Source organism: Streptomyces sp. NPDC021225 (genome assembly GCF_044332865.1).
In the GTDB taxonomy this organism is placed as follows: Bacteria; Actinomycetota; Actinomycetes; order Streptomycetales; family Streptomycetaceae; genus Streptomyces.
The window spans coordinates 105568-130841 of record NZ_JBIRPV010000007.1 but is presented as its reverse complement, the minus strand read 5'-3'; the positions used below and the strand labels follow the sequence as shown (position 1 = coordinate 130841).

Genomic DNA, 25274 nt, shown 5'->3' with positions numbered 1-25274 from the left:
CTGCGGACCCCGCTACCGCCGGGGCCCGTGGCCGTTCCGCCGGGCACCCGCTATGCGTTCCCTGTCCGTCCGGCGGCGATGACCGATGCCATGAGCTCGGCGTCCAGCAGGCTGGCGTCGGCGAGCCGACTGCTGGAGGCATAGGAGTTCAGCAGGGCCTTGGTGATCCGCAGCGCCGAGGCGGAGCGGCGGACGACGGGCCGGGTCCACTCGTCGACCACGCGGTCCAACTCCGCCTCCGGGACGACCCGGTGGAGCACGGACAGCCGCTCGGCCTGAGCCGCGTCGAACCCGGCGCCGGTCAGGATCAGTTCGCGGATCCTGGCGGTCCCCGCCTCCTGCAACAGGCGGGGCAGCGAGCCTCCCCAGGCGGCCGGGAGGCCCAGAGCGAGCTCCGGCAGTCTGAAGCGGCAGTCGTCCGCCCCGACGCGCAGATCGCAGAAGAGGGCCAGGGCCAGCCCGGCGCCGATGACCTGGCCGTGCAGCCGGGCGATGGTGACGGCGCTCGTGGTGGCCAGGGCGTCGCACACCCGGCGGGCCTTGCCGCCGGTGGTCCGCAACCCCGCACCGGTGGGGTCCGTGTCGAGTTGGTCGCCGAATTCCCGTCGGTCGCCGCCCGTGCAGAAATTCTCGCCCGCTCCGGAGAACACGACCACTCGGATATCGGGGCGGTCGTGCACGGCACCGAGCACTGCCAGCAGATCGTCCAGCACGCGTTCCGTGATGGCGTTTCCGTTTTCCGGGGTGTTGAACCTCACCTGCACCACGGGGCCGTCGTGGGTGACATACAGCGACTTGAGTGACACGCCGTTACCTTCTTCCCGCGGATCAGCGCTCGGCCACATGGAGTGCGGTGAGCCGGCGGAAAGCCATGCGGGGTTCCCAGAGGGGCGGTGTGGTGACGCGCAGGGTCGGAAAACGGCGGATGAGACCCTGGAGCAGTTCGGTGGCCTCCACCCGGGCGAGTGCGGCTCCGATGCAGTAATGAATTCCGCCGCCGAAACCGAGATGGGCGGCCGTGCGCCCGATATCGAAGGTGTCCGGGTCGACGAATTGGTCCGGGTCATGATTGGCCGCGGCTATCATGACGTGCACTACTTCGTCCCTCGCTATTCGAACCCCGGAGAGAACGGTGTCCTCCGTGGCGACCCGGGTGGTCAGATGAATGGGGGGATCGTAACGCAGGACCTCTTCGACGGCGTTGGGCGCGGCCTCGGGGTGGTCCAGCAGCCAGGCTCGCTGCCGCGGGTGCTGGTCGAGCAGCCAGACCATGTTCGACAGCAGGGTCGAGGTGGTCTCCAACGAGGCGATGACGATGAACATCACCAGGTGGTAAAGCGTTTCGTCAGCGACCTCCCGGTCCGGTTCGAGCTCGTCCCAGGTGCGGATCCAGTTCGAGAGGGCGTCGTCGCCGAGGGACCGCCTGCGCTCCGCGACCACCGCGGTGAAATACTCGCGTAGACCTTCGGCGGCGGCATTGGCCTGAGCCAGCTGGCTGGCGGAGGGGAGTAGTTCCTGGGCATATGCCTGGCCGTGCGTGAGCTCCCTGAGCAGGGCGTGGTCGGCCTGGGGGAGTTTCAGCCAGTGGCCGATGGTGGCCACCGGCAGGTCCTCGCCGACCAGGGCGGAGAAGTCGGCCTCGCCGTTCGTGCGCAGTTGACCGGAAAGCCGGTCGAGAAGGTCTTCGACGGCCTGGGCGACAAATGGCTGAAGCCCGGTCAGCGTATTGCGGTCAAATACATTTCCGAGGGAACGCCGCTGCCGGGTGTGGTGCGGCGGATTGAGTCCCTGGAGTGTCTTACTCAATTGACGTGAAGCGGGCGCGCTCCAGCGATTTCCCTCGCCTTGGCGTGCCCGCCACTCGGCATCAAAGGTGGCCCAGGTCCTACTGCGCAGGACCTGGTCGCACAGTTCATGGGACAGCAAAAGGTGTCCGCCCCAGGGAGCGGGCAGCACATCGCCCATCGACCTGAGTTCGGCGTAGATGGGGTAGGGGTCGGCCTGCCCTCGGGAAGCGCGTAGGCGGGACATGAGTGAAACCATTGAACGGCGGTCGACGATCGTGCCGGCGGCGGTAGGTTCCACAACCACTCCTTCTGGTCCACAAAACCCCGGTCGGGGTCACACTAAGTCGCGTAAATGGCTGGAACACAGCGGTCCGCTTGAATTCCCGATACGTCCTACCCGCACGATTGAACATCCATTCATACGGAAATTGGTTCGAAATGTGGGCAAGATCACGACCGCCACCAGGCGAGGAATGAGCTCCACGCGCTGCTCTTCGACGCCTTGCCCTGGGAGCGCGGCTGGGGTGCGGCCGCGGGGGTGGTCGCCGGACCCGCCGACGGGGTTGCGGACATGACCGAGGACTGCTGCATGCGAACCGGGGCGAAGCGGGCCGGAAGCGAGTTGAGGGCCCGGTGGAACGGACCGGGACGCCAGGTCAGGCTCTCCACGGGCACGGCCAGTTCGATATCCGGCAGGTGGTTGAGCAGGTTCTCGATGGCCGCCACCGCGATGAGCTGGCCGGAGTCCTTCGCGGGGCACGCGTGCGGCCCGGCGCTCCAGGCCAGGTGGGCGCGCTTGCTGAGGACCTGCCGCGACGAGGACAGCGCGGGGTCGGTGTTGGCGGCCGCGAAGCTGATCAGCACGAGATCGCCCGCGTTCAGCAGGCTGCCGCCGAGGTCGACGTCGCACACCGGGTAATGCGGGGCGTAGTTGGCCATCGGCGGGGTGTTCCACAGCACGTCGTCGATGACGTCCTCGACCAGGAGCCCGCCGGCCTGCGTACCGCCGGCGTGCTTCTCGTCGCACAGCAGCAGGTACAGACCGTTGGCGATGAGGTTCCGCTGCGGTTCCGTACCGGCGCTGATGAGCATGACCAGCTGATGGATCATCTCCTCGTCCGACAGCTTGGCCGGGTGGGCCATCAGCCGCGAGGTGACGTCGTCGCCCGGCTGCCGCCGCTTGAGGGCGACCAGCTCGATCAGGGCCTGGGTGAGCTCCTCGTTCGCCTTCTCGGCATCCATGCTGGCGTCGAAGATGCCGGAGGTGCCGAAGACCAGCCGGTCACCGATGGACGGCGAGCAGCCGAAGAGCTCATTGAACACCAGCAGCGGCAGCATCTTGGCGTAGTCGCTGAGCAGATCGGCTTCGCCGAGCGCGCTGAACTGGCTGATCAGGTACGAGGAGACGCGCTCGACCTGGCGGCTGAGCCAGTGCGCGTCCACGCCGGCGAGGCTGTCCGTCACCGCCTGGCGCAGTCGCAGATGCTCCGCGCCGTCGGTGAACAGCGCGTTCGGCCGGTAGGCGAGCATGGGCAGCACCGGGTTGTTCGGCGCCACCTTGCCCTCGTTCAGATCACGCCAGCGGCGCGAGTCCTTCCGGAAGGTGTCGGGGTTCTGCAGCAGTTGGAGTGCCGCCGCGTAGTCCGTGACGAGGGTGGCGTCCACACCGGGGGCCAGCTCGACCGGCGCGGCCGGCCCGTAGTGGCGCATGTGGTCGTAGAACGCCTGCGGATCGGCCGCGAACTCCGGGCCGTACATCGGCACGCGCCTGCCGCTGTTGTGCGCGGGGCAGCCGGGTGGTGGCTCGGGGAAGGCCGATTGGTTGTTCATTCTTGCTCCTAGCGGGCACGTTCCTGGAGATAGCGCACGAGGGTGATCAGTGCGTTGGCCGATGACTTCGTGTCGCGTGCGTCACAGGTGACGACCGGCGTCTCCGGCAGCAGGTCGAGAGCCTCACGAAGCTCGTCGTCGGAGCGGACCGGCGTGCCGTCGAAGTGGTTGACGGATATCGCGTAGGGGAGCCCGTACTGCTCGACCAGGTCGATGACGTCGAAGGACTCCTTGAGACGGTCGGGGTCGACCAGCACCAGCGCCCCGAGGGCGCCGCGGGTCATGTCCTCCCAGACCTGCACGAAGCGCTGCTGTCCGGGGGTGCCGAACAGATACAGGACGAGTCGGTCACTGAGGGTGAGCCGGCCGAAGTCCATGGCCACGGTGGTCGTGGTCTTGCCGTGGACCCCGCGCAGATCGTCGATGTGGGCCGCCGCCTGCGTCATGGTTTCCTCGGTGCGCAGCGGGGGAATCTCGGACATGGTGCCGATGAATGTCGTCTTGCCCACGGCGAAATGCCCCACCACCAGGATCTTGGCGGCTATCTGCACATCGTTGCGCAGATAGACGTCCTCATCCGAAGCGGGCCTGGAGACCATCGAGCACCTCCTGGAGCACCGATACGTCAACGAGTTGAGCGGGAGGCGCCGGGGCGCGCGTGATGAGATATCCGTCCGAGGAGAGGTCGGACAGCAGCACCTTCACGATGCCGATCGGAAGTCCCAGGTGTCCCGCGATTTCGGCGACCGAGAGGTAACCTCCGCCACACAGGTCCAGAAGGCGGCGCTTCTCCGGGTCGTAATGGCTTGGTGGTCGCTGTTCGGAGGCGGTGACCAGCGTGATCAGATTGAACTGGTCGTTCTCCGGCAAACCGCGACCGTTGGTGATGACGTACGGTCGCACTAAGGGCGCGGCCTCTGGCTCTTGCTCACCCGGTGTAATCATGCCTGAATACTTGTGCTCTCTCGAGGCGGAGTGCTGAGGGCCTTGCCGAGCTGGCCGACGAGCTGCTGCATCCGGAAGGTGATGTCCGCCATGTCGACGTCGGGAGCGGACGACACGGCCAAGTAGGCGCCTTCTCCGGCGGAGATGAGGAAGACCCAGCCGCCGTCGAACTCCACCAGCGTCTGGCGCCAGGTCATCCGGGGGTCGCCACAGAAGCTGGACATCGTGCGGCTCAACGACTGGATGCCGCTCATCGCCGCGGCGATCGAGTCTGCCTCGTCCTTCTGGACGTCCTTGGAGCGGGCCATCAGCAGACCGTCCGCGGAGACCAGGAGCGCGTGACGGGCGCCTGGTACCTCCAGGGCGCTCTCAAGCATCCATGACAGATCGTTGTTCACGAAAGATCGTGCCCTTCCCTGCTCGGGTTTGCGGAGCGGCCGGACTGAGTGCCGCGCTGGAAAGCGCCCATGATCGAGGCTGCCTCCTCGCTCGTCCGGGCCGCGGCGGAGGTGGAGTCCGCCCTGGGCACGATGGAGATCGAGCCCTTGCGCCGACGTTTGGGCAGGCCCCCGGGCGTGGAGGGTTCGCCGGAAGCCTCCTCGGCACGCGGCCTGGCGGCGGCCGGGGTGACCGCCGACGGCTCCTCCGGCTCGGGCATGTTGGTGAGAAGGTCCTCGGGCAGAAGTACCACCGCGCGCACACCACCGTAGGGAGAGGCCGAATCCACGGAGACAGTGAAGCCGTAGCGGGCAGCGAGCACGCCGATGACCGCGAAACCGAACTGCGGGGGATTTCCCAGGCCCGTGACGCCCGACGCTCGCTTGGAGGCGAGGAGCTCGTCGGCCCTGTTCTTCTCTTCCTCGTTCATACCGACACCGGCGTCGTCGATGATGATGCAGACGCCCTTGGGCACGGTGCGGATGGTGATGTCGATCGGCGAGTCCGGTGCCGAATAGCTGGTCGCGTTGTCCAGCAGCTCGGCCAGCGCCAGCGCGACCGGCTCGACGGCGCGGCTGACCAGGGCGAAGTTCGACTGGGAACGGATCTCGACGCGCGTGTAGTGGCGGATACGGCCCTTCGCGCTGCGGACCACGTCGTACACCGAGGCGACCGAGCGCTGGCGGCCGAGCCAGCCGTCACAGAGCACGGCGATGGACTGGGCACGCCGACCGAACTGCGAGTTCATGTGGTCGATCTCGAGGAGGTCCTGGAGCATGTAGTGCTCCCCGTACTTCTCCTGGGTCTTGGAGATCGCCAACTGCTGCTCGTTGGCGAGACCCTGGAGCGTACGCATCGCGGACTTCAGCGCGCTCTTCGTGGCTTCTTCCGCGCGGTCATGGGCTTCCTGGACCGCTGCCGAATAATTGCTTTCGAGCTCGGTATGGCGATTCTGGAGCTCGGCCTTCTCGTTGACGAGCTTTGTACGTGCCTTTCGCCCGCGGAATATGGCGGTTGCGGCGAGAGGAGTACCAACGATCAGAGCCCAGAGCGCTGGGTCCTGTATGTATTGCGTCATGAGACTCTCTTTAAGCGACTAGACCGCCAGGGACTGAAAGGGTTTCGCACGGTGCGTTCCGGATTGTCGTCGGGGCGGCGGCGAGTCAGTGGCCGGACGGGGCCCGCTCGATTCGAGGACGGCACTCCCGTCTCCACGGCGCCAGCGCGGGGGCGTCGGCCTGCCGGATCGGCTCCAGATGCCCGACTGGCGGCATAATGCTCCTCAGAGTGATGACCCTTTTCGGCTTTTTGCCGGATGCCGCGTGTCTACGCGCCCATGGCTCGCCTGGCAAGCGCGGTGATCGTATCACCAGGGTCAGGGGCCGATGTGCATGTGCCTCCGTCCCATTCGCGGCGCTGACACTGATTCAGCCACGCGGACTTCGCCCTGTGTTCACCGACTCCGCCGGGTATGGCAGGGCGTCGCGGGGCGCGCCCGTGGGCACCCCCCTGCCGGGCCTTCGGTGGCGGTCCGGTATCGGCCAATCACGCTGTGCTTGAGTGCCCGATCGGGCATTCGCACACGCATCGGATATGGCCCGGTGTTTATGCCCCTGTTTCCATGGGATCGCGAATTCGGGACCTGTCTTAGACCGTCCGGCAGTAGGGCCCGCGGCGTCGCGTGCCGATGGCTTTCGCCTGAACGCACCGCGCTCGTCGCACGCAGCGCCGCTGCGCTCTCCTCACGCGGCACGCCCAGACTCGGCCCTCGACCCGCTCCTTCTCCCGCGCTCCCTACTCCCGGACGGTCTTATCGTCGGGGGATGCCAGACCAGCCCCGCCCCGACTGCCCCTCGACCCTTTTCAGCTGGGAGTTCGCCGACGACCCGTATCCGGCGTACGCCTGGCTGCGCGAACACGAGCCTGTTCACCGGACCACCCTGCCCAGCGGTGTCGAGGCATGGCTGGTGACCCGCTATGCCGACGCGCGGGCCACGCTCGCCGATCCCCGGTTGTCGAAGAATCCGATTCACCACAGTGAAGTCGCCCACGCCAAGGGAAAGGTGGGCATTCCGGGTGAGCGCGGCGCGGACCTCATGACGCATCTGCTCAATATCGACCCGCCCGACCACACCCGGCTGCGGCGGCTGGTGTCCAAGGCGTTCACGCCGCGCCGTGTGGCGGCCTTCGCTCCGCGCGTCCAGGAGCTGACCGACCGCCTCATCGACGACTTCCAGGCGAGAGGGGAGGCGGACCTGATCCATGAGTTCGCCTTCCCGCTGCCCATCTACGCCATCTGCGATCTGCTGGGCGTGCCCCGCGAGGACCAGGACGACTTCCGGGACTGGGCCGGGATGATGATCCGTCACGGGGGCGGGCCGCGCGGCGGGGTGGCCCGGGCGGTGAAGCGGATCCGCGCCTATCTCGCCGATCTCATCCACCGCAAGCGGGAGTCGCTGCGCGAGGGTGAGGCGGATGACTTGATCTCCGGGCTGATCCGGGCCAGTGACCACGGCGAGCACCTCACCGAGAACGAGGCCGCGGCCATGGCCTTCATCCTTTTGTTCGCCGGCTTCGAGACCACCGTCAATCTCATCGGCAACGGCGTCTACGCGCTGCTGCGCGACCCCGCCCAGTGCGACCGGCTGCGCCGGGCCCTCAATGAAGGGGACGAGGGGCTGCTGGCGACCGGTGTCGAGGAACTGCTCCGCTATGACGGGCCGGTGGAGATCGCCACCTGGCGGTTCGCCACCGAACCCGTGGTGATCGGCGGCGAGCGGATCGCCGCGGGCGAGCCGGTGCTGGTGGTGCTCGCCGCCGCCGACCGGGACCCCGAGCGCTTCGACGCACCCGATGTGCTCGATCTCTCGCGCACCGACAACCAGCACCTCGGGTACGGCCATGGCATCCACTACTGCCTGGGCGCTCCGCTGGCCCGGCTGGAGGCCCAGACCGCCATTGGCACCCTGCTGCGGCGCCTGCCGGATCTGCGGCTCGCGGTGGAGCCGGAGGATGTGCGCCGGCGCGGCGGCCTGATCATGCGGGGGCTGCGCGAACTGCCCGTGACCTGGGGCCCGGTCGCCGGGGTCGGGCCGGAAGCAGGGCCGGCGGCAGGGCCCGGCAACGCCTCGGGAGCGGGGCATAGGTGACATAACGTCAGTCACGTGATCGCTGCGTGACCTGGGATACATCTGCTTGTGATGATCGTATGGCGTCGCTATGTTTCGACCGACGACTCAGCCGCCACACGAGAGGCAGAACGCATGCGCTCCGGGAACGGTCGACACCGCCGCCCCCGTCAGGCTCCGGCAATCGTGCTCGCAGCGGGGGTGACCGGCGCGGGCATCGCCATGCCGCTCTTCGGCGCCGTCAGCGCCCAGGCCGCGGAAGCCCAGACCTGGGACCGCGTCGCCGAGTGCGAGAGCGGCGGGATGTGGAGCGCCAACGGAGGCAATGGCTTCTACGGCGGTCTCCAGATCACCTTGGACATGTGGAAGAAGTACGGCGGCCAGCAGTACGCCCCGCGCCCCGACCTCGCCAGCCGCTCCCAGCAGATAGCCATCGCCCAGGCGATCCTCGGCGACCGCGGGCCGGACGCCTGGCCGAGCTGTGCGCTGGGTGCCGGGCTCGCCGACCTCGGCGACGCGCTGGACGGGAACTCCGGCGGCAAGGGCGGGCCGGAGGCCAAGGATTCGGAGGAGCCCACGGGGATCGACGACTCCAAGACGGGGGAATCGTCCGGTAATTCCGGTCAGTCCGATAACTCCCGTGAATCCGATAACTCGGAGGAGTCCGGTAAGTCCGACAAGACCGGGACGCCGGATCCCTCCGCGACCGGCGACGGCGCGGACGGCAGCGCGGTCGATGGCGCTTCCGACGGGAAGGGCCACGGCAAGTCCGGCGACTCCGACCGCGCCGCCGACGAGACGTCCCGCGGGGAGGGCGGCGCGCCCTCCGGCGCCGACAAGGGCGCCAAGGGCGACAAGGTCGACGAGGACTCCTCCGCGCCCACCGGCCGCCACCGCGGCGCACCCGACGCCCAGGAGGGCGAGTCCGGGGACGCGTCGGACGAGGCGCGGCCCTCCGGGCGGCACGCCTCGCGCGGCGGCGAGGGCCGCACCGAGATCACGCTTCCGCCCCTCGGCCGCGAGGACTCCAGCGTGCGCACCGATGACGCCTCGTCAGACACCGTGGACGGGCAGGAGGCCAACGGAGACTGGGCCCGGCTGTACCAGAGCGACAAATCGCTCATCGGGGGCAACCCCGGCCTCATCCACCCTGGTCAGCGTCTCGATCTCAGCGCGAGGTAGCGGCAGTTCGGGGTGAAATGCCCGATCTGGCGGCAGTGAGACATACATCTCGTCACATCGCCCGGCCTGTGCCTCCTGTCCGATCTTTCCGTACCCGGCCTCACCTGCGTAGATGTGGGACGGCTGGGTGCGGATCGGGCCGCCTTCGCTGAGATATGGGGGTTTGAACCTCATCGGAAGGTGTGTTTAACGTCTTCCCGCTCGCTACCGCGGGCACCGTCGATCGTCACGCCGAGTCCTGCCGGCGGTCGGGGGGAACCAGACGCGTCAGCGCCGAAGGCAGGAGCGGGGGACCCAAGGTAGGTGCCGCGGCGGCCCGGAGACGGGCTCGGTCGGCTAGGGGTGAAGACGGACGCGGTCAGCCGCGTCCGGCCGGGCAACTCACGTCCGAACCCGACAGCTCACCTCGTAGGCGTCGGTGAGGAACGAACATGCGTAACGACAAGGGTAAGCACCGCCGTCCCTCGAAGGTCACCCGCATCGCCGCACTCGCCGGCGTCGCCGGTGCGGCCATCGCCGCACCGATCCTGGGGGCCACCTCCGCCTCGGCCGCGACCACCGCCCAGTGGGACAAGGTCGCGCAGTGCGAGTCCGGCGGCAACTGGTCCATCAACACGGGCAACGGCTTCTACGGCGGCCTCCAGTTCACCAACTCCACCTGGGCCGCGTACGGCGGTACGTCCTTCGCCTCCCGCGCCGACCTGGCCACCAAGGACCAGCAGATCCAGATAGCCGAGAAGGTCCTGGCCGGGCAGGGCAAGGGCGCCTGGCCGGTGTGCGGCACGGGGCTGACCACCAGCGGCACCCCGACCCCCTCCAGCTCCACCACGCAGTCCTCGAAGCCGGCCCAGCCTGCCAAGCCGGCCCAGCCCGCGAAGCCGGCCCAGCCTGCCAAGCCCGCCCAGCCCGCCAAGCCGAAGGCGCAGCCCCGCGGCGAGGGTCAGCACGCCGCGCGCGGTGAGGCCCGCCACACGTTCAAGAAGGGCGACGGCGAGTACAAGGTCAAGTCCGGCGACACCCTCTCCAAGATCGCCGAGGCGCACCACGTCAAGGGCGGCTGGAAGAAGCTCTTCGAGCTGAACAAGGACATCGTCGAGGACGCCAACCTCATCTACCCGGGCCAGCAGCTCCACCTCGGCTGACCCCCCGCCGGGACCGTTCCCCCCAGCCCGGCGACCGCGACCCCGACATCCCCGAGGACCGCCCCGGCCGGGCGCGCCGCCCCCCCACCTGAGGCGCGCCCCGCCGGGGCTTCGTCGGGCCCGGCCCCCGGGCCCGTTAGGCTCATGCCGGAGAACGACAGACCCATACGAAGGAGAACCTCGTGCCGTCCATCGACGTCGTCGTAGCTCGCGAGATCCTCGACTCGCGAGGCAACCCCACGGTCGAGGTCGAGGTCGGCCTCGACGACGGCAGCACCGGCCGTGCCGCCGTGCCCTCCGGTGCGTCCACCGGTGCCTTCGAGGCCCTCGAACTCCGCGACGGTGACAAGAACCGTTACGGCGGCAAGGGTGTCGAGAAGGCCGTCCTCGCCGTCATCGAGCAGATCGGTCCGGAGCTCGTCGGCTACGACGCCACCGAGCAGCGCCTGATCGACCAGGCGATGTTCGACCTGGACGCCACCCCGGACAAGTCCTCGCTCGGCGCCAACGCCATCCTCGGCGTCTCGCTCGCCGTGGCGCACGCCGCGTCCGAGGCCTCCGACCTCCCGCTCTTCCGGTACCTCGGCGGGCCGAACGCCCACCTGCTGCCGGTCCCGATGATGAACATCCTCAACGGCGGCTCGCACGCCGACTCCAACGTGGACATCCAGGAGTTCATGATCGCGCCGATCGGCGCGGAGTCCTTCTCCGAGGCGCTGCGCTGGGGCACCGAGGTGTACCACACCCTGAAGTCCGTGCTGAAGGAGCGGGGCCTGTCCACCGGCCTCGGCGACGAGGGCGGCTTCGCCCCGAACCTGAGCTCCAACCGCGACGCCCTCGACCTGATCGTCGAGGCGATCAAGAAGGCCGGCTACCAGCCGGGCCAGGACATCGCGCTGGCGCTCGACGTGGCCGCCTCCGAGTTCTACAAGGACGGCACCTACACGTTCGAGGGCAAGGCGCGCAGCGCCGCCGAGATGACCGCGTACTACGCCGAGCTGGTCGACGCGTACCCGCTGGTCTCCATCGAGGACCCGCTGAACGAGGAGGACTGGGACGGCTGGAAGACGATCACCGACCAGCTCGGTGACAAGGTCCAGCTGGTCGGCGACGACCTGTTCGTCACCAACCCGGAGCGGCTGGCCCGCGGTATCGAGAGCGGCACCGCGAACTCGCTGCTGGTCAAGGTCAACCAGATCGGCTCGCTGACCGAGACCCTGGACGCGGTCGAGCTGGCCCAGCGCAACGGCTTCAAGTGCATGATGTCGCACCGCTCCGGCGAGACCGAGGACGTCACCATCGCCGACCTGGCCGTCGCCACCAACTGCGGCCAGATCAAGACCGGTGCCCCCGCCCGCTCCGAGCGCGTGGCCAAGTACAACCAGCTGCTGCGCATCGAGGAGATCCTCGACGACGCGGCGGTGTACGCGGGCCGCTCCGCCTTCCCGCGCTTCAAGGGCGCGGTCGTCAAGGGCTGAGCCCCGCCGAGTCTGACCGCCGTCCCCGGCCCCGGTCCCGTACCGTGGCCGGGGACGGCGTACACAGCGAAGTCATGACCGGGGAGGCGACGTGCCGGCGGATCGGGATCGGTTCTCCACCGCGACCAGGCTGAGGGCGTTCGGCGAGCACGCCGCCGCCCGCGTCTACCGCGCCCGTATCCGGCGCCGCCGCAGCCGTCTCACCGGCCGGGCCGCGCTCCTCGCGCTGGTCGTCTGCTCGCTCGTGGTGGCCCTCGCCTATCCGATGCGGCAGTACATCTCGCAGCGCTCGGACATCTCCGAACAGCGGCGCCAGGCCGAGAAGGAGCGCGCGGACGTCAAGAAGCTGCTGGAGCAGAAGGCCAGGCTCCAGGACCCGGCGTACGTCGAGCAGCAGGCCCGCGAGCGGCTGCACTTCACGCGGCCGGGGGAGACCGGCTACAGCGTGGTCGACGGCGGCGGCGAGACCGAGCGCTCGTCCGACCAGGGCGCGGCCGACCGCCCCTGGTACAGCAACATGTGGGACAGCGTCGATAAAGCTGACAAGGCGGATAAAGCCGACCAGGCGGACGCGACGGACCACGCGGGCCGCGCCGGGCGCTGACCGAAGAAACCGGCCGCCCCGGGCGGCCGGTCCGAACCGATCGAAGAGAACATCCCACCCATGGACACGCCTCCTCCGCAGACGGAGCCCACCGCGCCCACCGACGCGGACATCGCCGCCGTCAAGGAGCAGCTGAACCGCCTGCCGCGCGGGCTGCGCGCCGTCGCGCACCGCTGCCCCTGCGGCAACCCGGACGTCGTCGAGACCGCGCCGCGGCTCGAGGACGGCTCGCCCTTCCCGACCCTTTACTACCTGACGTGCCCGCGCGCCGCCTCGGCGATCGGCACGCTGGAGGCCGAGGGCGTGATGAAGGACATGTCGGCACGGCTGGCCGCCGACCCCGGGCTGGCCGACGCCTACCGGGCGGCCCATGAGGACTATCTCGCGCGCCGCGACGCGATCGAGGTGCTGGAGGGGTTCCCGAGCGCCGGCGGCATGCCGGACCGGGTGAAGTGTCTGCATGTCCTCGTGGCCCACTCCCTCGCCGCGGGCCCCGGCGTCAACCCGCTCGGGGACGAGGCCATCGCCCTGCTGCCGAAGTGGTGGGCGAAGGGGCCGTGCGTGACGCCGTGCGGCGGGGCGACGGACGCCGAAGAGGACGCGGGGGACAGAGCATGACCCGCGTCGCGGCCGTGGACTGCGGCACCAACTCGATCCGGCTGCTGGTGGCCGACGCCGATCCGGCCACCGGGCGGATCACCGAGCTGGACCGCCGGATGCGGATCGTCCGGCTCGGCCAGGGCGTGGACCGCACCGGGCGGCTGGCCCCCGAGGCCCTGGAGCGCACCTTCGCGGCCTGCCGTGAGTACGCGGAGGTGATCGGCGGGCTCGGCGTCGAGCGGGTCCGCTTCGTCGCCACCTCCGCCTCCCGCGACGCCGAGAACCGCGAGGAGTTCGTGCGCGGGGTCGTGGCGTTCCTGGGCGTGGAGCCCGAGGTGATCAGCGGCGACCAGGAGGCGGAGTTCTCCTTCACGGGCGCCACCAAGGAGCTGACCGACCGCGAGGGCTTCGCCCGGCCGTATCTGGTCGTGGACATCGGCGGCGGCTCGACGGAGTTCGTGGTCGGCGACGAACGGGTACGGGCCGCGCGCAGCGTGGACATCGGCTGTGTGCGGATGACGGAGCGTCATCTGGTCGTGGACGGCCGGATCACCGATCCGCCGGCGGTCGGTCAGATCGCCGCCATAAGGGCCGACATCGAGCGGGCCCTGGATCTCGTCGAGGAGACGGTGCCGATCCGGGGGGCGGGTAGTCTGGTCGGGCTGGCGGGCTCGGTCACCACCGTCGCCGGCATCGCGCTGGGGCTCTCGGAGTACGACTCCTCCGCCATCCACCACTCGCGCGTCTCCCTCGACCAGGTCCGCGAGATCACGGACAAGCTGATCGGCTCGACGCACGCCGAGCGGGCGGCGATCCCGGTGATGCACGAGGGCCGGGTGGATGTGATCGCCTCAGGGGCGCTCGTGCTGCTTACGATCATGGAGCGATGCGGGGCCCGGGAGGTCGTGGTGAGCGAGCACGACATCCTCGACGGCATCGCCTGGAGCATCGCCTGACGGGGCTCTGAGGGCCGCCCGGAGGGTGTGTGGACCCCGTGTGAGGGGCCCGTGGAGACGGGCCCGGCAAAAAGTTCGTGAAAAGCTTCACATGAAAAAATTGCCTGGTGGCCGCCGGGTGTGACGGCTGAGACTCCTTCGTGGGTGGTTTCGGCGGACGCTCCCGCCGGACGGCCCTCCCGGAGGTTGTTTCAGGCGTGTGACGGCGAGGCCGCGGACCCCGGTGGTCTACTCCCGCGTTCACTCGCAAGCGCAGATCAGCGGGGCTGTCAACGCGTCGGCGACCCTGGTGGTTCCCCTCGGCGGGTATGGCGTGTGTCACGGGGGCGGCGGAGTGTAGCAGACCCCCTCAACAAGCTTGTGAAGGGGCTCACGAGGCACCCCCCGGAGGGTGCTGGATACTCGAATCATGAGCACCACGGAGCGTCCCAGGATCCTCGTTGTAGGCGGTGGGTACGTAGGCCTGTACGCGGCGCGCCGCATTCTGAAGAAGATGCGGTACGGCGAGGCGACCGTCACGGTCGTCGACCCCCGCTCGTACATGACGTACCAGCCCTTCCTTCCAGAAGCTGCGGCCGGCAGCATCTCCCCGCGCCACGTCGTGGTCCCGCTGCGGCGTGTGCTCCCCAAGGCGGAGGTCCTCACCGGCCGAGTGACGACCATCGACCAGGACCGCAAGGTCGCCAACGTCCAGCCGCTCGTCGGCGAGGCGTACGAGCTGCCCTTCGACTACCTGGTCATCGCTCTCGGCGCGGTCTCCCGCACCTTCCCGATCCCCGGCCTCGCCGAGAACGGCATCGGCATGAAGGGCATCGAGGAGGCCATCGGCCTGCGCAACCACGTCCTCGAGCAGCTCGACAAGGCCGACTCCACGACCGACGAGGAGGTCCGCCGCAAGGCGCTGACCTTCGTCTTCGTCGGCGGTGGCTTCGCGGGTGCGGAGACCATCGGCGAGGTCGAGGACATGGCGCGCGACGCCGCCAAGTACTACACCAGCGTGAAGCGCGAGGACATGCGCTTCGTCCTGGTCGACGCCGCCGACAAGATCCTCCCCGAGGTCGGCCCGAAGCTCGGCCAGTGGGGTCTGGAGCACCTCCAGAAGCGCGGCGTCGAGGTCTACCTCGGCACCTCGATGGACTCCTGCATCGACGGCCACGTGGTGCTGAAGAACGGCCTCGAGGTCGACTCCAACACGATCGTGTGGACGGCCGGCGTCAAGCCGAACCCGGCGCTCGCCCGCTTCGGCCTCCCGCTCGGCCCCCGTGGCCACGTGGACACCGCGGCGACGCTTCAGGTCCAGGGCAGCGAGTACATCTGGGCCGCGGGCGACAACGCCCAGGTGCCGGACCTCGCCGTCGGCGAGGGCGCCTGGTGCCCGCCGAACGCCCAGCACGCGCTGCGCCAGGCCAAGGTGCTCGGCGACAACGTGATCTCGGGCATGCGGGGCTTCCCGCAGCGCGAGTACAAGCACGCCAACAAGGGTGCGGTCGCGGGGCTCGGTCTGCACAAGGGCGTCGCGATGATCGTCGTCGGCAAGACCAAGATCAAGCTCAAGGGCCGGCTGGCCTGGTACATGCACCGTGGCTACCACGGCATGGCCATGCCGACCTTCAACCGCAAGATCCGGGTCGTCGCCGACTGGACGCTGGGCATGTTCCTCAAGCGCGAGGTCGTCTCCCTCGGCGCCATGGAGAACCCCCGCGAGGAGTTCTACGAGGCGGCCGCCCCGGTCTCCGCGGCAGCCGCGGCCAAGCAGGCCGAGAAGGCCAAGGCGTCCTGACGCCGGGCCGCGCCGAGCACAGCTGAACGCCGAAGGGCGTCCGCCATCCGTGGGGCGGGCGCCCTTCGGCGTTTCCCGTTTCCGGTGCCCTGGTGTCCCGGTGCGCCTGCGAGCGGATGGTCTTTGCCGATTCCACACGTGTCGGCGGGACTGTGCGGGGGACCCGTGGTGTTTACGTGGTGAGTGAATCTTCCTGACTCGCCATCACGGAGGTGTGTGACATGGCCGACGCCGCCCGGCGGCTCACCGCACTGGCCGAGGAGGTACTGGGAGCCCCGCTCCCCGTCCGGATCCGCGCCTGGGACCACAGCGAGGCGGGCCCACCGCACACCCCCGTCCTCGTCCTGAGGCACCGCAGGGCGCTGCACCGGCTCCTGTGGAAACCCGGCGAGCTGGGCCTGGCCCGCGCCTGGGTGGCCGGCGACCTCGACATCGAGGGCGATCTGTACGAGGCCCTGGACCTGATGGCCGGGCTGCTGTGGGAGCGCGGCCCCGCGGCTCAGCGGCAGTCGAAGGCGGCTGCGGCCCTCAAGGCGCTGCGCGATCCCGCGGTGCGCTCCGCCGCCCGCACCCTGATCGGCCTCGCCAGGCCCGCACTGCCCCCGGCCCCGCCCCGCGAGGAGGCGCGCCGTGTGTGGCGCGGGCCGCTGCACACACTGCGCCGCGACAAGGAGGCCATCAGCCACCACTACGACGTCGGCAACGACTTCTACGAGCTGGTGCTCGGCCCGTCCATGGTCTACTCCTGCGCCTACTGGGAGCGGCCCCCCGCCGAGGGCGGCACGCTGGAGGACGCCCAGCGCGCCAAGCTCGACCTCGTCTGCCGCAAGCTGGCGCTCCGGCCCGGCCAGCGGCTGCTGGACGTCGGCTGCGGCTGGGGCTCGATGGTGCTGCACGCGGCGCGCGAGTACGGTGTGCGCGCCGTCGGCATCACGCTCTCGCAGGAGCAGGCGGCGTACGCCCGCAAGCGCGTGGCCGACGCCGGGCTCACCGACCAGGTCGAGATCCGGGTCCAGGACTACCGCGAGATCGCCGACGGTCCGTACGACGCGATCTCCTCGATCGGCATGGCCGAGCACGTCGGCTCCGCGCGCTACGCCGAGTACGCCGCCGACCTCCACGCCCTGCTGAAGCCCGGCGGCCGGCTGCTCAACCACCAGATCGCGCGGCGCCCGGAGCCCGACGAGGAGGCGTACCACGTCGACGAGTTCATCGACCGCTACGTCTTTCCCGACGGCGAGCTGGCCCCGGTCGGGCGGACCGTCGCCCAACTGGAGGAGGCGGGCTTCGAGGTGCGCGACGTGGAGGCGATCCGCGAGCACTACGCCCTCACGCTGCGCGGCTGGGTCGCCAACCTGGAGGCCCACTGGAAGCAGGCCGTCCGGCTCACCTCGCCGGGGCGGGCCCGGGTGTGGCGGCTCTACATGGCGGCGTCGGCGCTGTCCTTCGAGCGCAACCGCATCGGGGTGAACCAGGTCCTGGCGGTCCGCACCCCGGAGGACGGCACGTCCGGCATGCGGTTGCGCTCCCGCGACTGGCTGGGGTGAGAGCGGGGCTTCCCCTACCCGCCCCTTCCCGGCCCCTGTCGATGTGCGGCTCCGCCGCGTGAGGGGCTCCGCCCCGGACCCCGGTCCTCAAACGCCGGACGGGCTTGATTCGCCCTGGCGGGCGAATCAAGCCCGTCCAGGCGGAAAGTCAGCCCGTCCGGCGCTTGAGGACACGCCCGAAGGGCGTCCGGGGGTCTGGGGGCTTGCCCCCCAGTTTCGGGAAGGGGCGGGTAGGGGAAAGGGCCCCCCGCCCCCTACTCCGCCTTGATCGCCGCCAGCATGTTGAGCTTTGCCGCGCGGCGGGCCGGCCACAGTGCGGCCAGGACGCCGACGACCGCGGCCAGCACCAGGAAGACGGTCATCCGCCCCCACGGCAGCACCAGCTCATACGTGGGCAGGCCGCTCGCGATCAGCTCGCCCGCCGCCCAGCCGAAGAAGACGCCGAGGCCGATCCCGAGCACCCCGCCGAACAGCGAGATCACCAGCGACTCCAGGCGCACCATGCGCTTGATGCCGCGCCGGTCGAGACCGATGGCCCGCAGCATGCCGATCTCCTGGGACCGCTCGAAGACCGACATCGCGAGGGTGTTGATGACCCCGAGCACCGCGACGATGACGGCCATGGCCAGCAGCCCGTAGAGCATATTCAGCATCAGGGTGAAGAACTGGGCGATGCCGTTGGAGATGTCCTTCTTGTCCTGGACCTGGATCGCGGGGTTGTTGCCGAGCGCCTTCTCGATGGCGTTCTTGGTGGCCTCGGAGGCCCCGTCCTTGGTCTTCAGCATGACCTGCATATCGGTCACGGTGCGCATGTGCGGGGTGAGGGTGGCGTTGTCCAGCATGATGCCGCGGATCATCTGGTTGCCCTCGTAGACGCCCGCGACCGACAGCCGACCCTTGCGGCCGTCCTCGTAGGTGACGGTGAAGGCCGAGCCGCGCTTCCACCCGTAGCGGTCGGCGGTCTTGTCGTCGACCACGGCCTTGTCGCCGCCGAGCCCGGCGAAGGAGCCTTCCTTGAAGTCGACTCCGACCAGGTCCTGGATGGCCTTGCCGTTGACGCCCGTCAGGTATTCGGTGTCGCCGTCGACCCGGGACGCGGAGTTGCGCAGCGGGCTGAGGGTGGTGACCTGGTCGAGCTTGCCGAGGGTCCGCTCCACGTCGGGCGACAGCGGGCGGACGCCGTCGAAGCCGCCCAGGCTGACCACGTAGTCCGACTTCAGGGCGCCGGTGGCCATGTTGTCGATGCCCTTCTGGACGCTGCCCGCGATCACGGTCATGCCCGTGATCAGCGTCAGACCCACCATCAGGGCGGAGGCCGTGGCGGCGGTACGGCGCGGGTTGCGCACCGCGTTCTGCCGGGCGAGCTTGCCGGAGATCCCGAAGGCGCGCAGCACGGGGGCGGCGGCCGCGATCAGCGGGCGGGACAGCAGCGGGGTGAGCACGAACACACCGATCACCAGGACCGCCGCGCCCAGGCCCATGGGGAGCTTGCCGTCGCTGCCCATGCGGCTTCCGGCCAGCACGCCCGCCGCGCCCGCCGCGGACAGGACGGCGCCGATGGTGTTGCGCACCACCAGGCCGCGGGTGGTGGGCGCGGCGTGCACGCTGTTCATCGCGGCGACCGGCGGGATCTTCGCGGCGCGGCGGCCCGGCAGCCAGGCGGCGAGCACGGTCACCACGACGCCGACCACGAGCGAGACCGCGATGGCGGTCGGGGAGACGACCAGCGGGCCGTCCGGGACGGTGGCCCCGGTGGAGTTCAGCAGCGAGCGCAGCCCGGCGCCGATGCCGATGCCGGCGACCAGGCCGGTGACGGCGGCGACCGCGCCGACGGCGGTGGCCTCGATCAGCACCGAGCGCGTCACCTGGCGGCGGGACGCGCCGACCGCGCGCATCAGGGCCAGCTCGCGGGTGCGCTGGGCGACCAGCATGGTGAAGGTGTTGGCGATGATGAAGATGCCGACGAAGAGCGAGATCCCGGCGAAGACCAGCATGCCGGTCTGCATGCCGCTCATCTGCTGCTTGATCAGGGCGGCCTGGTCGTCGGCGAGCTGCTGACCGGTGGTGGCCTCGGCGTCCTTGGGGAGGATCTTGTCGACGCCCGACTTCAGGGCGGCCTGCGAGGTGCCCGGGGCGGCCTTCAGGTCGATCTCGTCGAACTCACCCGGCTTGGCGAACAGCCGCTGAGCGTTGGCGGTGTCGAACAGCACCAGGCTGCCGCCCGCGGCGACATTGCCGTCGTCGGTGGTGAAGACGCCGACGACCTTCTCCTGGCGCACCGGGCCGTCCACCGACAGCCGGACCGTGTCGCCCACCTTGTAGTGGCCGCGGTCGGCGGTCTTGGAGTCGAGCGCGACCTCGCCCGCGGCCTTGGGGGCGCGGCCGTCGGTCAGCGTGTAGCGGGGGTCCTTGCCGTCGGCGCCGGGGTAGTAGTTGGCGCCGGTGTTGGCGAAGCCGTTGCCCAGCAGGTCGCCGTTCTTGTCGGCGACCGCGGTGTAGCCGGAGACGGCGCCGATGGCCGAGGCGGTGCCGGGCACCTGACCGGCCTGGTCGAGCAGGCGCTGGGTCAGCCGGGGCGCGGCGCCGGGGTTTCCGGAGTCGTCGTCGGACTTGTCCGGCTGGATGGCGACGTCGACGCCCGAGAAGCCCTTCTCGGAGCTCTTCTGATAGGCGCTGGAGATGGTGTCGGTGAACACCAGGGTGCCCGAGACGAAGGCCACGCCGAGCAGGACGGCGAGTACGGTCATCATCAGCCGGGCCTTGTGCGCGAGCACGTTGCGCAAGGCGGTACGGAGCATGGTCAGTCCAAGTAAGAGGGTGGCGTGGGGCGTGGGGCGCCGGGCCCGGATCAGCTGGTGCGGCCCTTGGCGTCGAAGCGCTTCATCCGGTCCAGGACCGTCTCGGCGGTCGGGTCGCGCAGCTCGTCGACGATCCGGCCGTCGGCGAGGAAGACCACCCGATCGGCGTACGAGGCGGCGACGGGGTCGTGGGTGACCATGACCACGGTCTGGCCCAGTTCGCGTACCGAGTTGCGCAGGAAGCCGAGGACCTCGGCGCCGGAGCGCGAGTCCAGGTTGCCGGTCGGCTCGTCGGCGAAGATGATCTCGGGCTTGCCGGCCAGCGCGCGGGCCACCGCGACGCGCTGCTGCTGGCCGCCGGAAAGCTGGGCGGGGCGGTGCTTGAGCCGGTCGGACAGGCCCACGGTGGTCACCACCTGGTCCAGCCACGCCTTGTCCGCCTTGCGGCCGGCGATGTCCATCGGCAGGGTGATGTTCTCCAGCGCGTTGAGCGTGGGCAGCAGGTTGAACGCCTGGAAGATGAACCCGATCTTGTCCCGGCGCAGTTGGGTGAGCTTCTTGTCCTTGAGCGAGGTCAGCTCCACGTCACCGATGCGGGCCGAGCCGCCGGAGACCGTGTCCAGGCCCGCCATGCAGTGCATCAGGGTCGACTTGCCCGAGCCCGACGGGCCCATGATGGCGGTGAACTCGGCCTGCCGGAATTCGACGGAGACACCGTCGAGGGCGACGACCTGAGTATCGCCCTGCCCGTAGACCTTGGTGAGGTCCGTGGCGCGCGCCGCGGCGGTGGCGCGGGCGGCGGCGGCCTGGACGCCGGAGGGGGTCGTGGTCACGGTGGGGGCTCCTGTCGGGTGGTGTGGGGACATCAGGGCGTTCCTCCCATGGTCACAGCACAAGGGGGACGGGGTATCAGCCCGCGCTCCGGTTTCCGTACGGGACCAGGGACGTATGCCGCGGTGCCGGGTCCTCCTTGGGTATGAGAAGAGACCGTTCCTAGGGGCTGAGCGGGAGTGAGTCCTGGTGCCAGGACTCGTGCTCAGCCGTGTGCCCCGAACGGTTGTGGGCACTCCCCCAGCTACCGCTGGGAGGTACCCCCTGGTCCCCCGCTTTCGCTCCGCGTCCGGCGCCGGCGGATCGTGTCCGTGGTCCGGGAATGCGGGGGCGGGTTTCCTCACGCCCCAGGACGCCCGATGCGGCCTGGACGCTCCGATGCCCCGCAGCATCGCTCCGGTGCTGTGGGGGCGGTTGTGTCCGTCGCCGGATCGGGCATCCCAGGGCGCGCCGTCCGATGGCCACGGCGGCGGCGTCGTGGCGGGTGGTCTTGCGGGTCCTGGTGGTCAGGGGCCGCCGCCAGTGCTGGGCGCCCCAGCGGGAGGTGTAGGCGGGATCGACCGCGACGACGGTGATGCCGAGCTCGGCGGCCATCGACACCAGCCGGCTGCGCAGCCTGCTCACGGGCATGCCGGAGATCAGTTTGCGGAAGCGCTTGCGCCTGCCGTGCTTCTCCCGGGTCTTCTCGGCCTGGAAGTCCAGGTCTTCGATCGCGATGGCCACACCGTGGCGCTGGGCCCGGTGCAGCAGCCGGATCAGAGCGTGCCGCAGCTGTGCGTCCCGGTGCGGTGCGCTGCCCGACAGGTCATAGCCGAACGTCTTCGGCTCGCCTACCGGATTGCCATGGGCGTCCAGGCGCCAGGCGGCCAGATGGTCGGCGTTCATGTCCACACCCACCAGCCCGCCAGCCCGGGCCGCCTCCAGCGGCACCGCCTTCACCGGCGGGATCTGCCAGGAAGCCGTCAGGTACCAGCGGCCACGCCCCACGTCGAAGTGGATGCGGTACGCCACGGCACGGTTCGCCACGATACGGTCCGCCCACTGCTCGCCCCGATACCGGAAGCGGACCCGGCAGGCCAGTACATACCGGCCGTGGGGCCTGTTCGCCAGAGCGGCCAGCGGCGCCGGAAGCCTGATGCTCACCTCACCGTCCGGCGTGACGCGGATCGTCTCGTTCCCGCAACCCTTCCCGGACTCGCCATCGGCCTGGAGGAACCAGCGCTCGGCCTCCCACCGCTCCCGCCACTGCGCCTCGGTCAGCTGGGCGGCTTGGAGGTTGTGCCGGTTGCGCAGCAGCTTCCTTCCACCGCGTACCACCCGCACCCGCCCGGCCTCACGGGCCGCCTGTTCCCGCTCCAGCCGGTCCTCGAGCAGGTGCAGGCGCCGGGACTTGGCGAACCACTCCTGCCGGGAGCGGTAACCACCGGGCGAGCCCTTGGACCCCTTCGACCCGACCGGCAGCGACAGCCGACAACCGATCGTATCGATGCCCGCCTGGAGGTTCTGGATGTGCGTGAGCTGACCGCGCCGGGCCAGCGCCCACTGATCATGCGTGGCCTTGGTGACACTGCCCGCCCAGCGCGAGGAGGACTGACCGGTCAAAGCCCGCTTGCGCCGCGCCCACTGGTCACTGTCGTGATCCAGCCCGGCCGCGCAGCGGGCCTTCAGGTCCCGGGAGGCCAGGGAGCCCAGCAGCCCACCGACCAGGCGCAGGACCTTCTCATCCTGCCCGGTCAGCCCCTTGAGACTGCTGCGGATCGCCACTCCGGTCGGGCCGGGCACCACGAACGGCGCCGCCACCTCGCGCAGCCCGCCCACCTCTCCCACCCCCGCCCGGTACCGAAGAACCCGTCACCACACCCAACGAGCACCACCCGCATCAGTCACGCATTCGATGCGAGAACCCTCATTCCCTTCCAGCCCAGGCCCGCCGCATGGTCGCCGGTGCTCACTCATGCACACCAAAACGCGCCCAAGCGCTGTCAATCGGCAGCAGCTCACAACCCCCCGTACGGGGGCGTCGAGATTGCGTCAATCCCCTGCCGGGGGCGTGGTGCGGCATATGAGCAGGTCCGATGGGCGCCGGTGTGTGCGGTTGCCCCGACCCGATGCTGATGGGCCCTCAGTTGCCAATAAAATAAGACAACCTCGGTTCGTCGATCCGCTGTTCGGGGGCGTGCCCCCGGATAGGCTCGTGGCTGCTCTCCTACGGGGAGGGACGTACGTGCGTGCTCGTACGACCCGAGGGAGCCGCGCCCGGATGGTGGAATGCAGACACGGCGAGCTTAAACCTCGCTGCCCCTCGCGGGCGTACCGGTTCAAGTCCGGTTCCGGGCACACCCAGTCCCAGCGACCGTACGCTGAGTGCGCGTCCGGTCGCCCAACGTCCACCGCGCGGGGCCCGCATGGGCCTCGCGCCGCTCGCGCGCGCGTGAAAATATCCTCCCTGGGCACTAGAGTGCTTTCTTTGCTTACCCATTACTCTGTAGTCAAGGTCGCGCAGGGCGGCCATGGAGGAGTGAGATGAGGAGCAGCAACCCGGTCTTCTCGCGACGGGGGTTCAGCCGCGACGGCGGCTACGCGGGCTTCGGCGCGGCACCGCAGGCCGGGGGCCCCGCCGCAGCCCAGGGCAACCCGTACGCGCAGACCCAGGCACCGACCAACCCGTACGCGGCCGGTGACCAGCAGAATCTGACACCCGACCAGCTTCAGCAGATGTACGGCGCCCCGCCGGCCGGTCCGCTTCAGACCGGCCGTATGACGATGGACGACGTCGTCATGCGCACCAGCATGACGCTCGGCACCGTCATCGTCGCCGCCGCGGCCGCCTGGATCATGGAGCTGCCCGTCGCCGTCGGCTTCGGCGCCGCGCTCGTGGCGATGGTGCTGGGCCTGATCCAGTCGTTCAAGCGCAAGGCCTCGCCCGCGCTGATCATGAGCTACGCCGTCTTCGAGGGCCTCTTCCTCGGCGTCATCAGCCAGGTGTACAACGAGCGCTGGTCCGGCATCCCGATGCAGGCCGTGCTCGGCACGATGGCCGTGTTCGTCGGTGTGCTCGCCGCGTACAAGACCCGGCTCATTCGGGTGAACGCGCGATTCCAGCGCTTTGTGGCCGCCGCCGCCATCGGCTTCCTGCTGCTGATGTCGGTCAACCTGCTCTTCGCCGCCTTCGGCGGCGGTGACGGCCTCGGCTTCCGCAGCGGTGGCATGGGCATCCTGTTCGGCATCATCGGCGTGGTGCTCGGCGCCGCGTTCCTGGCGCTCGACTTCAAGCAGATCGAGGACGGCATCAGCTACGGCGCTCCGCGCGAGGAGTCCTGGCTGGCCGCGTTCGGTCTGACCCTGTCGCTGGTGTGGATCTACCTGGAGCTGCTCCGGCTGATCTCCCTCTTCCGGGACTAGCCGTCCCCCCGGACATCGTCCGGGACCGGATCACCAGCTGATCACGAAGGGCCCGCGAGGCATACGCCCCGCGGGCCTTTCGTCCTGTTCGATGGTGTGGGGAGGGGAGGGGGCTAGAGCAGCTTGCGCGCGGCCCGCCTCAGATCGTGCTCATGAATGATCGCCTTGGCGTGGCCGTACGCGAGCTGGTGTTCACCGCGCAGCCAGCTGACCTTCTCCTCGAAGCGGAAGAGAGCGGGCCCTTCGTCTACGGTGCGCAGCCAGTCGACGACTTCACGGCCGGTGCATTGGGGGATTCGGGAGAGCAGGTTCCGGTGGGTTTCTTCGGAGAAGGATTGGGACATCGGCGCCTCCGACGCGTCCGTTTTCCAGGCCTTTCTTCACGGCCCGGGTCTGGTCCTTCAGCTCACCGTGCCTGAGAGTTCGGCTGTTGGCAACAGTCCGCGGGTGGCGCATAGGCTCGCGGCGTGGATGATGCGACCTCTTTGCTGACCGCCGTGGACCGGCTCGCCGACCGTCTGCGCTCCCTTCCGCAGTCCCGTCTGAGCCGGGGTGTGGCGGCCGAGGGGCTCGCGCTGGCAAGGGAATTGTCGGTGCGGGCCCAGCGGATCGACGAGCCCGGGAGCAGCCCGAGGATCATGCCGGACGCGGGGATGTTCGCGGTTGCCGACCAGGTGGCGGTGGCCGGTCACGATTTGGCGCATGCGCTGGAGCGCGCGCCTCGTGGTGCCGGGGCGGGCGGAGCCGAGGGCGATGGGGCGCTCGCCTCCGCGGTGGCCCTGGTGGAGGCCACGGCCCGGCGCTGCGACCTCTGAGCCGGGGCCGG

At 69.7% G+C, this 25274-nt stretch carries 22 protein-coding genes, 1 tRNA gene and 1 riboswitch; of the genes, 12 read left to right on the top strand and 11 right to left on the bottom strand.

Annotation, left to right across the window (positions count from 1 at the left end; translation table 11 throughout):
- Nucleotides 1-50: 50 nt before the first annotated feature.
- The 7 genes from ACH4S9_RS29420 to ACH4S9_RS29390 all read right to left on the bottom strand — a co-directional run bounded on the left by ACH4S9_RS29420 (nucleotide 51) and on the right by ACH4S9_RS29390 (nucleotide 6078).
- Nucleotides 51-845, bottom strand: coding sequence for an enoyl-CoA hydratase/isomerase family protein (locus tag ACH4S9_RS29420; RefSeq protein ID WP_385349677.1), 795 nt, complete (start codon nucleotides 843-845; stop codon nucleotides 51-53).
- Nucleotides 829-2043: a cytochrome P450 gene (locus tag ACH4S9_RS29415; RefSeq protein WP_385349709.1), complete on the bottom strand. Its 1215-nt coding sequence runs from the start codon at nucleotides 2041-2043 to the stop codon at nucleotides 829-831. The genes ACH4S9_RS29420 and ACH4S9_RS29415 overlap by 17 nt, the downstream gene beginning before the upstream one ends.
- A 194-nt stretch (nucleotides 2044-2237) precedes the next feature.
- Nucleotides 2238-3617: a cytochrome P450 gene (locus ACH4S9_RS29410; protein WP_311729363.1), complete on the bottom strand. Its 1380-nt coding sequence runs from the start codon at nucleotides 3615-3617 to the stop codon at nucleotides 2238-2240.
- 8 nt (nucleotides 3618-3625) lie between these two features.
- Nucleotides 3626-4216 (bottom strand): ATP/GTP-binding protein, encoded by a 591-nt coding sequence (locus ACH4S9_RS29405; protein ID WP_311729364.1) that lies wholly within the window; start codon nucleotides 4214-4216, stop codon nucleotides 3626-3628.
- Nucleotides 4191-4562, bottom strand: a complete 372-nt coding sequence (locus ACH4S9_RS29400; protein WP_311729365.1) for a DUF742 domain-containing protein — start codon at nucleotides 4560-4562, stop codon at nucleotides 4191-4193. The genes ACH4S9_RS29405 and ACH4S9_RS29400 overlap by 26 nt, the downstream gene beginning before the upstream one ends.
- Nucleotides 4559-4960, bottom strand: coding sequence for a roadblock/LC7 domain-containing protein (locus ACH4S9_RS29395; protein WP_311729366.1), 402 nt, complete (start codon nucleotides 4958-4960; stop codon nucleotides 4559-4561). The genes ACH4S9_RS29400 and ACH4S9_RS29395 overlap by 4 nt, the downstream gene beginning before the upstream one ends.
- Complete coding sequence (locus tag ACH4S9_RS29390) at nucleotides 4957-6078, bottom strand: ATP-binding protein (protein WP_311729367.1); 1122 nt, start codon at nucleotides 6076-6078, stop codon at nucleotides 4957-4959. The genes ACH4S9_RS29395 and ACH4S9_RS29390 overlap by 4 nt, the downstream gene beginning before the upstream one ends.
- A 745-nt stretch (nucleotides 6079-6823) precedes the next feature.
- On the opposite strand from ACH4S9_RS29390, the gene ACH4S9_RS29385 reads away from it, so the two are divergent.
- The 9 genes from ACH4S9_RS29385 to ACH4S9_RS29345 all read left to right on the top strand — a co-directional run bounded on the left by ACH4S9_RS29385 (nucleotide 6824) and on the right by ACH4S9_RS29345 (nucleotide 17417).
- Nucleotides 6824-8149: a cytochrome P450 gene (locus ACH4S9_RS29385; protein WP_311729368.1), complete on the top strand. Its 1326-nt coding sequence runs from the start codon at nucleotides 6824-6826 to the stop codon at nucleotides 8147-8149.
- A gap of 165 nt (nucleotides 8150-8314) precedes the next feature.
- The gene (locus ACH4S9_RS29380) at nucleotides 8315-9310 is read left to right on the top strand and encodes a transglycosylase family protein (RefSeq protein WP_398374519.1); all 996 of its coding nucleotides are present in this window, start codon (nucleotides 8315-8317) and stop codon (nucleotides 9308-9310) included.
- 261 nt (nucleotides 9311-9571) lie between these two features.
- Nucleotides 9572-9740: riboswitch (cyclic di-AMP (ydaO/yuaA leader) on the top strand.
- A gap of 1 nt (nucleotide 9741) precedes the next feature.
- The gene (locus ACH4S9_RS29375; protein ID WP_311729370.1) at nucleotides 9742-10452 is read left to right on the top strand and encodes a transglycosylase family protein; all 711 of its coding nucleotides are present in this window, start codon (nucleotides 9742-9744) and stop codon (nucleotides 10450-10452) included.
- Between the two features lie 182 nt (nucleotides 10453-10634).
- On the top strand, nucleotides 10635-11930 hold the full coding sequence (gene eno, locus ACH4S9_RS29370; RefSeq protein ID WP_311729371.1) for a phosphopyruvate hydratase: 1296 nt from the start codon (nucleotides 10635-10637) through the stop codon (nucleotides 11928-11930).
- Between the two features lie 91 nt (nucleotides 11931-12021).
- Complete coding sequence (locus tag ACH4S9_RS29365) at nucleotides 12022-12534, top strand: septum formation initiator family protein (protein ID WP_358847569.1); 513 nt, start codon at nucleotides 12022-12024, stop codon at nucleotides 12532-12534.
- A 60-nt stretch (nucleotides 12535-12594) separates the two neighbouring features.
- On the top strand, nucleotides 12595-13152 hold the full coding sequence (locus tag ACH4S9_RS29360) for a DUF501 domain-containing protein (RefSeq protein ID WP_311729373.1): 558 nt from the start codon (nucleotides 12595-12597) through the stop codon (nucleotides 13150-13152).
- Nucleotides 13149-14090, top strand: a complete 942-nt coding sequence (locus tag ACH4S9_RS29355) for a Ppx/GppA phosphatase family protein (protein WP_358847568.1) — start codon at nucleotides 13149-13151, stop codon at nucleotides 14088-14090. Before ACH4S9_RS29360 ends, ACH4S9_RS29355 begins: the two co-directional genes overlap by 4 nt.
- A 409-nt stretch (nucleotides 14091-14499) precedes the next feature.
- Nucleotides 14500-15870 carry an NAD(P)/FAD-dependent oxidoreductase gene (locus ACH4S9_RS29350; protein WP_311729375.1) on the top strand — a complete coding sequence of 457 codons (1371 nt, stop codon included), beginning with the start codon at nucleotides 14500-14502 and terminating at the stop codon, nucleotides 15868-15870.
- Nucleotides 15871-16091: 221 nt separating this feature from the next.
- Complete coding sequence (locus ACH4S9_RS29345) at nucleotides 16092-17417, top strand: class I SAM-dependent methyltransferase (protein WP_398374516.1); 1326 nt, start codon at nucleotides 16092-16094, stop codon at nucleotides 17415-17417.
- Nucleotides 17418-17671: 254 nt separating this feature from the next.
- On the opposite strand, the gene ACH4S9_RS29340 is transcribed toward ACH4S9_RS29345, so the two are convergent.
- From ACH4S9_RS29340 to ACH4S9_RS29330, 3 genes are all read right to left on the bottom strand, one after another.
- Complete coding sequence (locus tag ACH4S9_RS29340) at nucleotides 17672-20215, bottom strand: ABC transporter permease (protein ID WP_398374514.1); 2544 nt, start codon at nucleotides 20213-20215, stop codon at nucleotides 17672-17674.
- Between the two features lie 50 nt (nucleotides 20216-20265).
- Nucleotides 20266-21048, bottom strand: a complete 783-nt coding sequence (locus tag ACH4S9_RS29335) for an ABC transporter ATP-binding protein (protein ID WP_398374513.1) — start codon at nucleotides 21046-21048, stop codon at nucleotides 20266-20268.
- A 160-nt stretch (nucleotides 21049-21208) separates the two neighbouring features.
- Nucleotides 21209-22864: an IS200/IS605 family accessory protein TnpB-related protein gene (locus tag ACH4S9_RS29330; protein WP_398374875.1), complete on the bottom strand. Its 1656-nt coding sequence runs from the start codon at nucleotides 22862-22864 to the stop codon at nucleotides 21209-21211.
- 436 nt (nucleotides 22865-23300) lie between these two features.
- Between ACH4S9_RS29330 and ACH4S9_RS29325 the strand changes: the two genes are divergently transcribed.
- A tRNA-Leu gene (locus ACH4S9_RS29325) sits at nucleotides 23301-23383 on the top strand.
- Nucleotides 23384-23569: 186 nt separating this feature from the next.
- Nucleotides 23570-24448, top strand: coding sequence for a Bax inhibitor-1/YccA family protein (locus ACH4S9_RS29320; protein ID WP_398374511.1), 879 nt, complete (start codon nucleotides 23570-23572; stop codon nucleotides 24446-24448).
- A 113-nt stretch (nucleotides 24449-24561) separates the two neighbouring features.
- Here ACH4S9_RS29320 and ACH4S9_RS29315 read toward each other — a convergent pair whose 3' ends face one another.
- Nucleotides 24562-24792 (bottom strand): DUF4287 domain-containing protein, encoded by a 231-nt coding sequence (locus ACH4S9_RS29315; protein ID WP_311729380.1) that lies wholly within the window; start codon nucleotides 24790-24792, stop codon nucleotides 24562-24564.
- A 123-nt stretch (nucleotides 24793-24915) separates the two neighbouring features.
- Here ACH4S9_RS29315 and ACH4S9_RS29310 point away from each other — a divergent pair, with 123 nt between their 5' ends.
- A complete protein-coding gene (locus ACH4S9_RS29310) occupies nucleotides 24916-25263 on the top strand; it encodes a hypothetical protein (RefSeq protein ID WP_385350057.1) in 348 nt (115 codons plus the stop codon).
- Nucleotides 25264-25274: the final 11 nt, after the last annotated feature.

Coding starts and splice junctions, on each gene's coding strand:
- ACH4S9_RS29390 (WP_311729367.1), bottom strand. CDS start 6,078: ATGACGCAATACATACAGGACCCAGCGCTCTGGGCTCTGATCGTTGGT.
- ACH4S9_RS29360 (WP_311729373.1), top strand. CDS start 12,595: ATGGACACGCCTCCTCCGCAGACGGAGCCCACCGCGCCCACCGACGCG.
- ACH4S9_RS29340 (WP_398374514.1), bottom strand. CDS start 20,215: ATGCTCCGTACCGCCTTGCGCAACGTGCTCGCGCACAAGGCCCGGCTG.
- ACH4S9_RS29350 (WP_311729375.1), top strand. CDS start 14,500: ATGAGCACCACGGAGCGTCCCAGGATCCTCGTTGTAGGCGGTGGGTAC.
- ACH4S9_RS29405 (WP_311729364.1), bottom strand. CDS start 4,216: ATGGTCTCCAGGCCCGCTTCGGATGAGGACGTCTATCTGCGCAACGAT.
- ACH4S9_RS29420 (WP_385349677.1), bottom strand. CDS start 845: ATGTGGCCGAGCGCTGATCCGCGGGAAGAAGGTAACGGCGTGTCACTC.
- ACH4S9_RS29400 (WP_311729365.1), bottom strand. CDS start 4,562: ATGATTACACCGGGTGAGCAAGAGCCAGAGGCCGCGCCCTTAGTGCGA.
- ACH4S9_RS29415 (WP_385349709.1), bottom strand. CDS start 2,043: ATGGTTTCACTCATGTCCCGCCTACGCGCTTCCCGAGGGCAGGCCGAC.
- ACH4S9_RS29385 (WP_311729368.1), top strand. CDS start 6,824: ATGCCAGACCAGCCCCGCCCCGACTGCCCCTCGACCCTTTTCAGCTGG.
- ACH4S9_RS29315 (WP_311729380.1), bottom strand. CDS start 24,792: ATGTCCCAATCCTTCTCCGAAGAAACCCACCGGAACCTGCTCTCCCGA.
- ACH4S9_RS29355 (WP_358847568.1), top strand. CDS start 13,149: ATGACCCGCGTCGCGGCCGTGGACTGCGGCACCAACTCGATCCGGCTG.
- ACH4S9_RS29375 (WP_311729370.1), top strand. CDS start 9,742: ATGCGTAACGACAAGGGTAAGCACCGCCGTCCCTCGAAGGTCACCCGC.
- ACH4S9_RS29345 (WP_398374516.1), top strand. CDS start 16,092: ATGGCCGACGCCGCCCGGCGGCTCACCGCACTGGCCGAGGAGGTACTG.
- ACH4S9_RS29410 (WP_311729363.1), bottom strand. CDS start 3,617: ATGAACAACCAATCGGCCTTCCCCGAGCCACCACCCGGCTGCCCCGCG.
- ACH4S9_RS29320 (WP_398374511.1), top strand. CDS start 23,570: ATGAGGAGCAGCAACCCGGTCTTCTCGCGACGGGGGTTCAGCCGCGAC.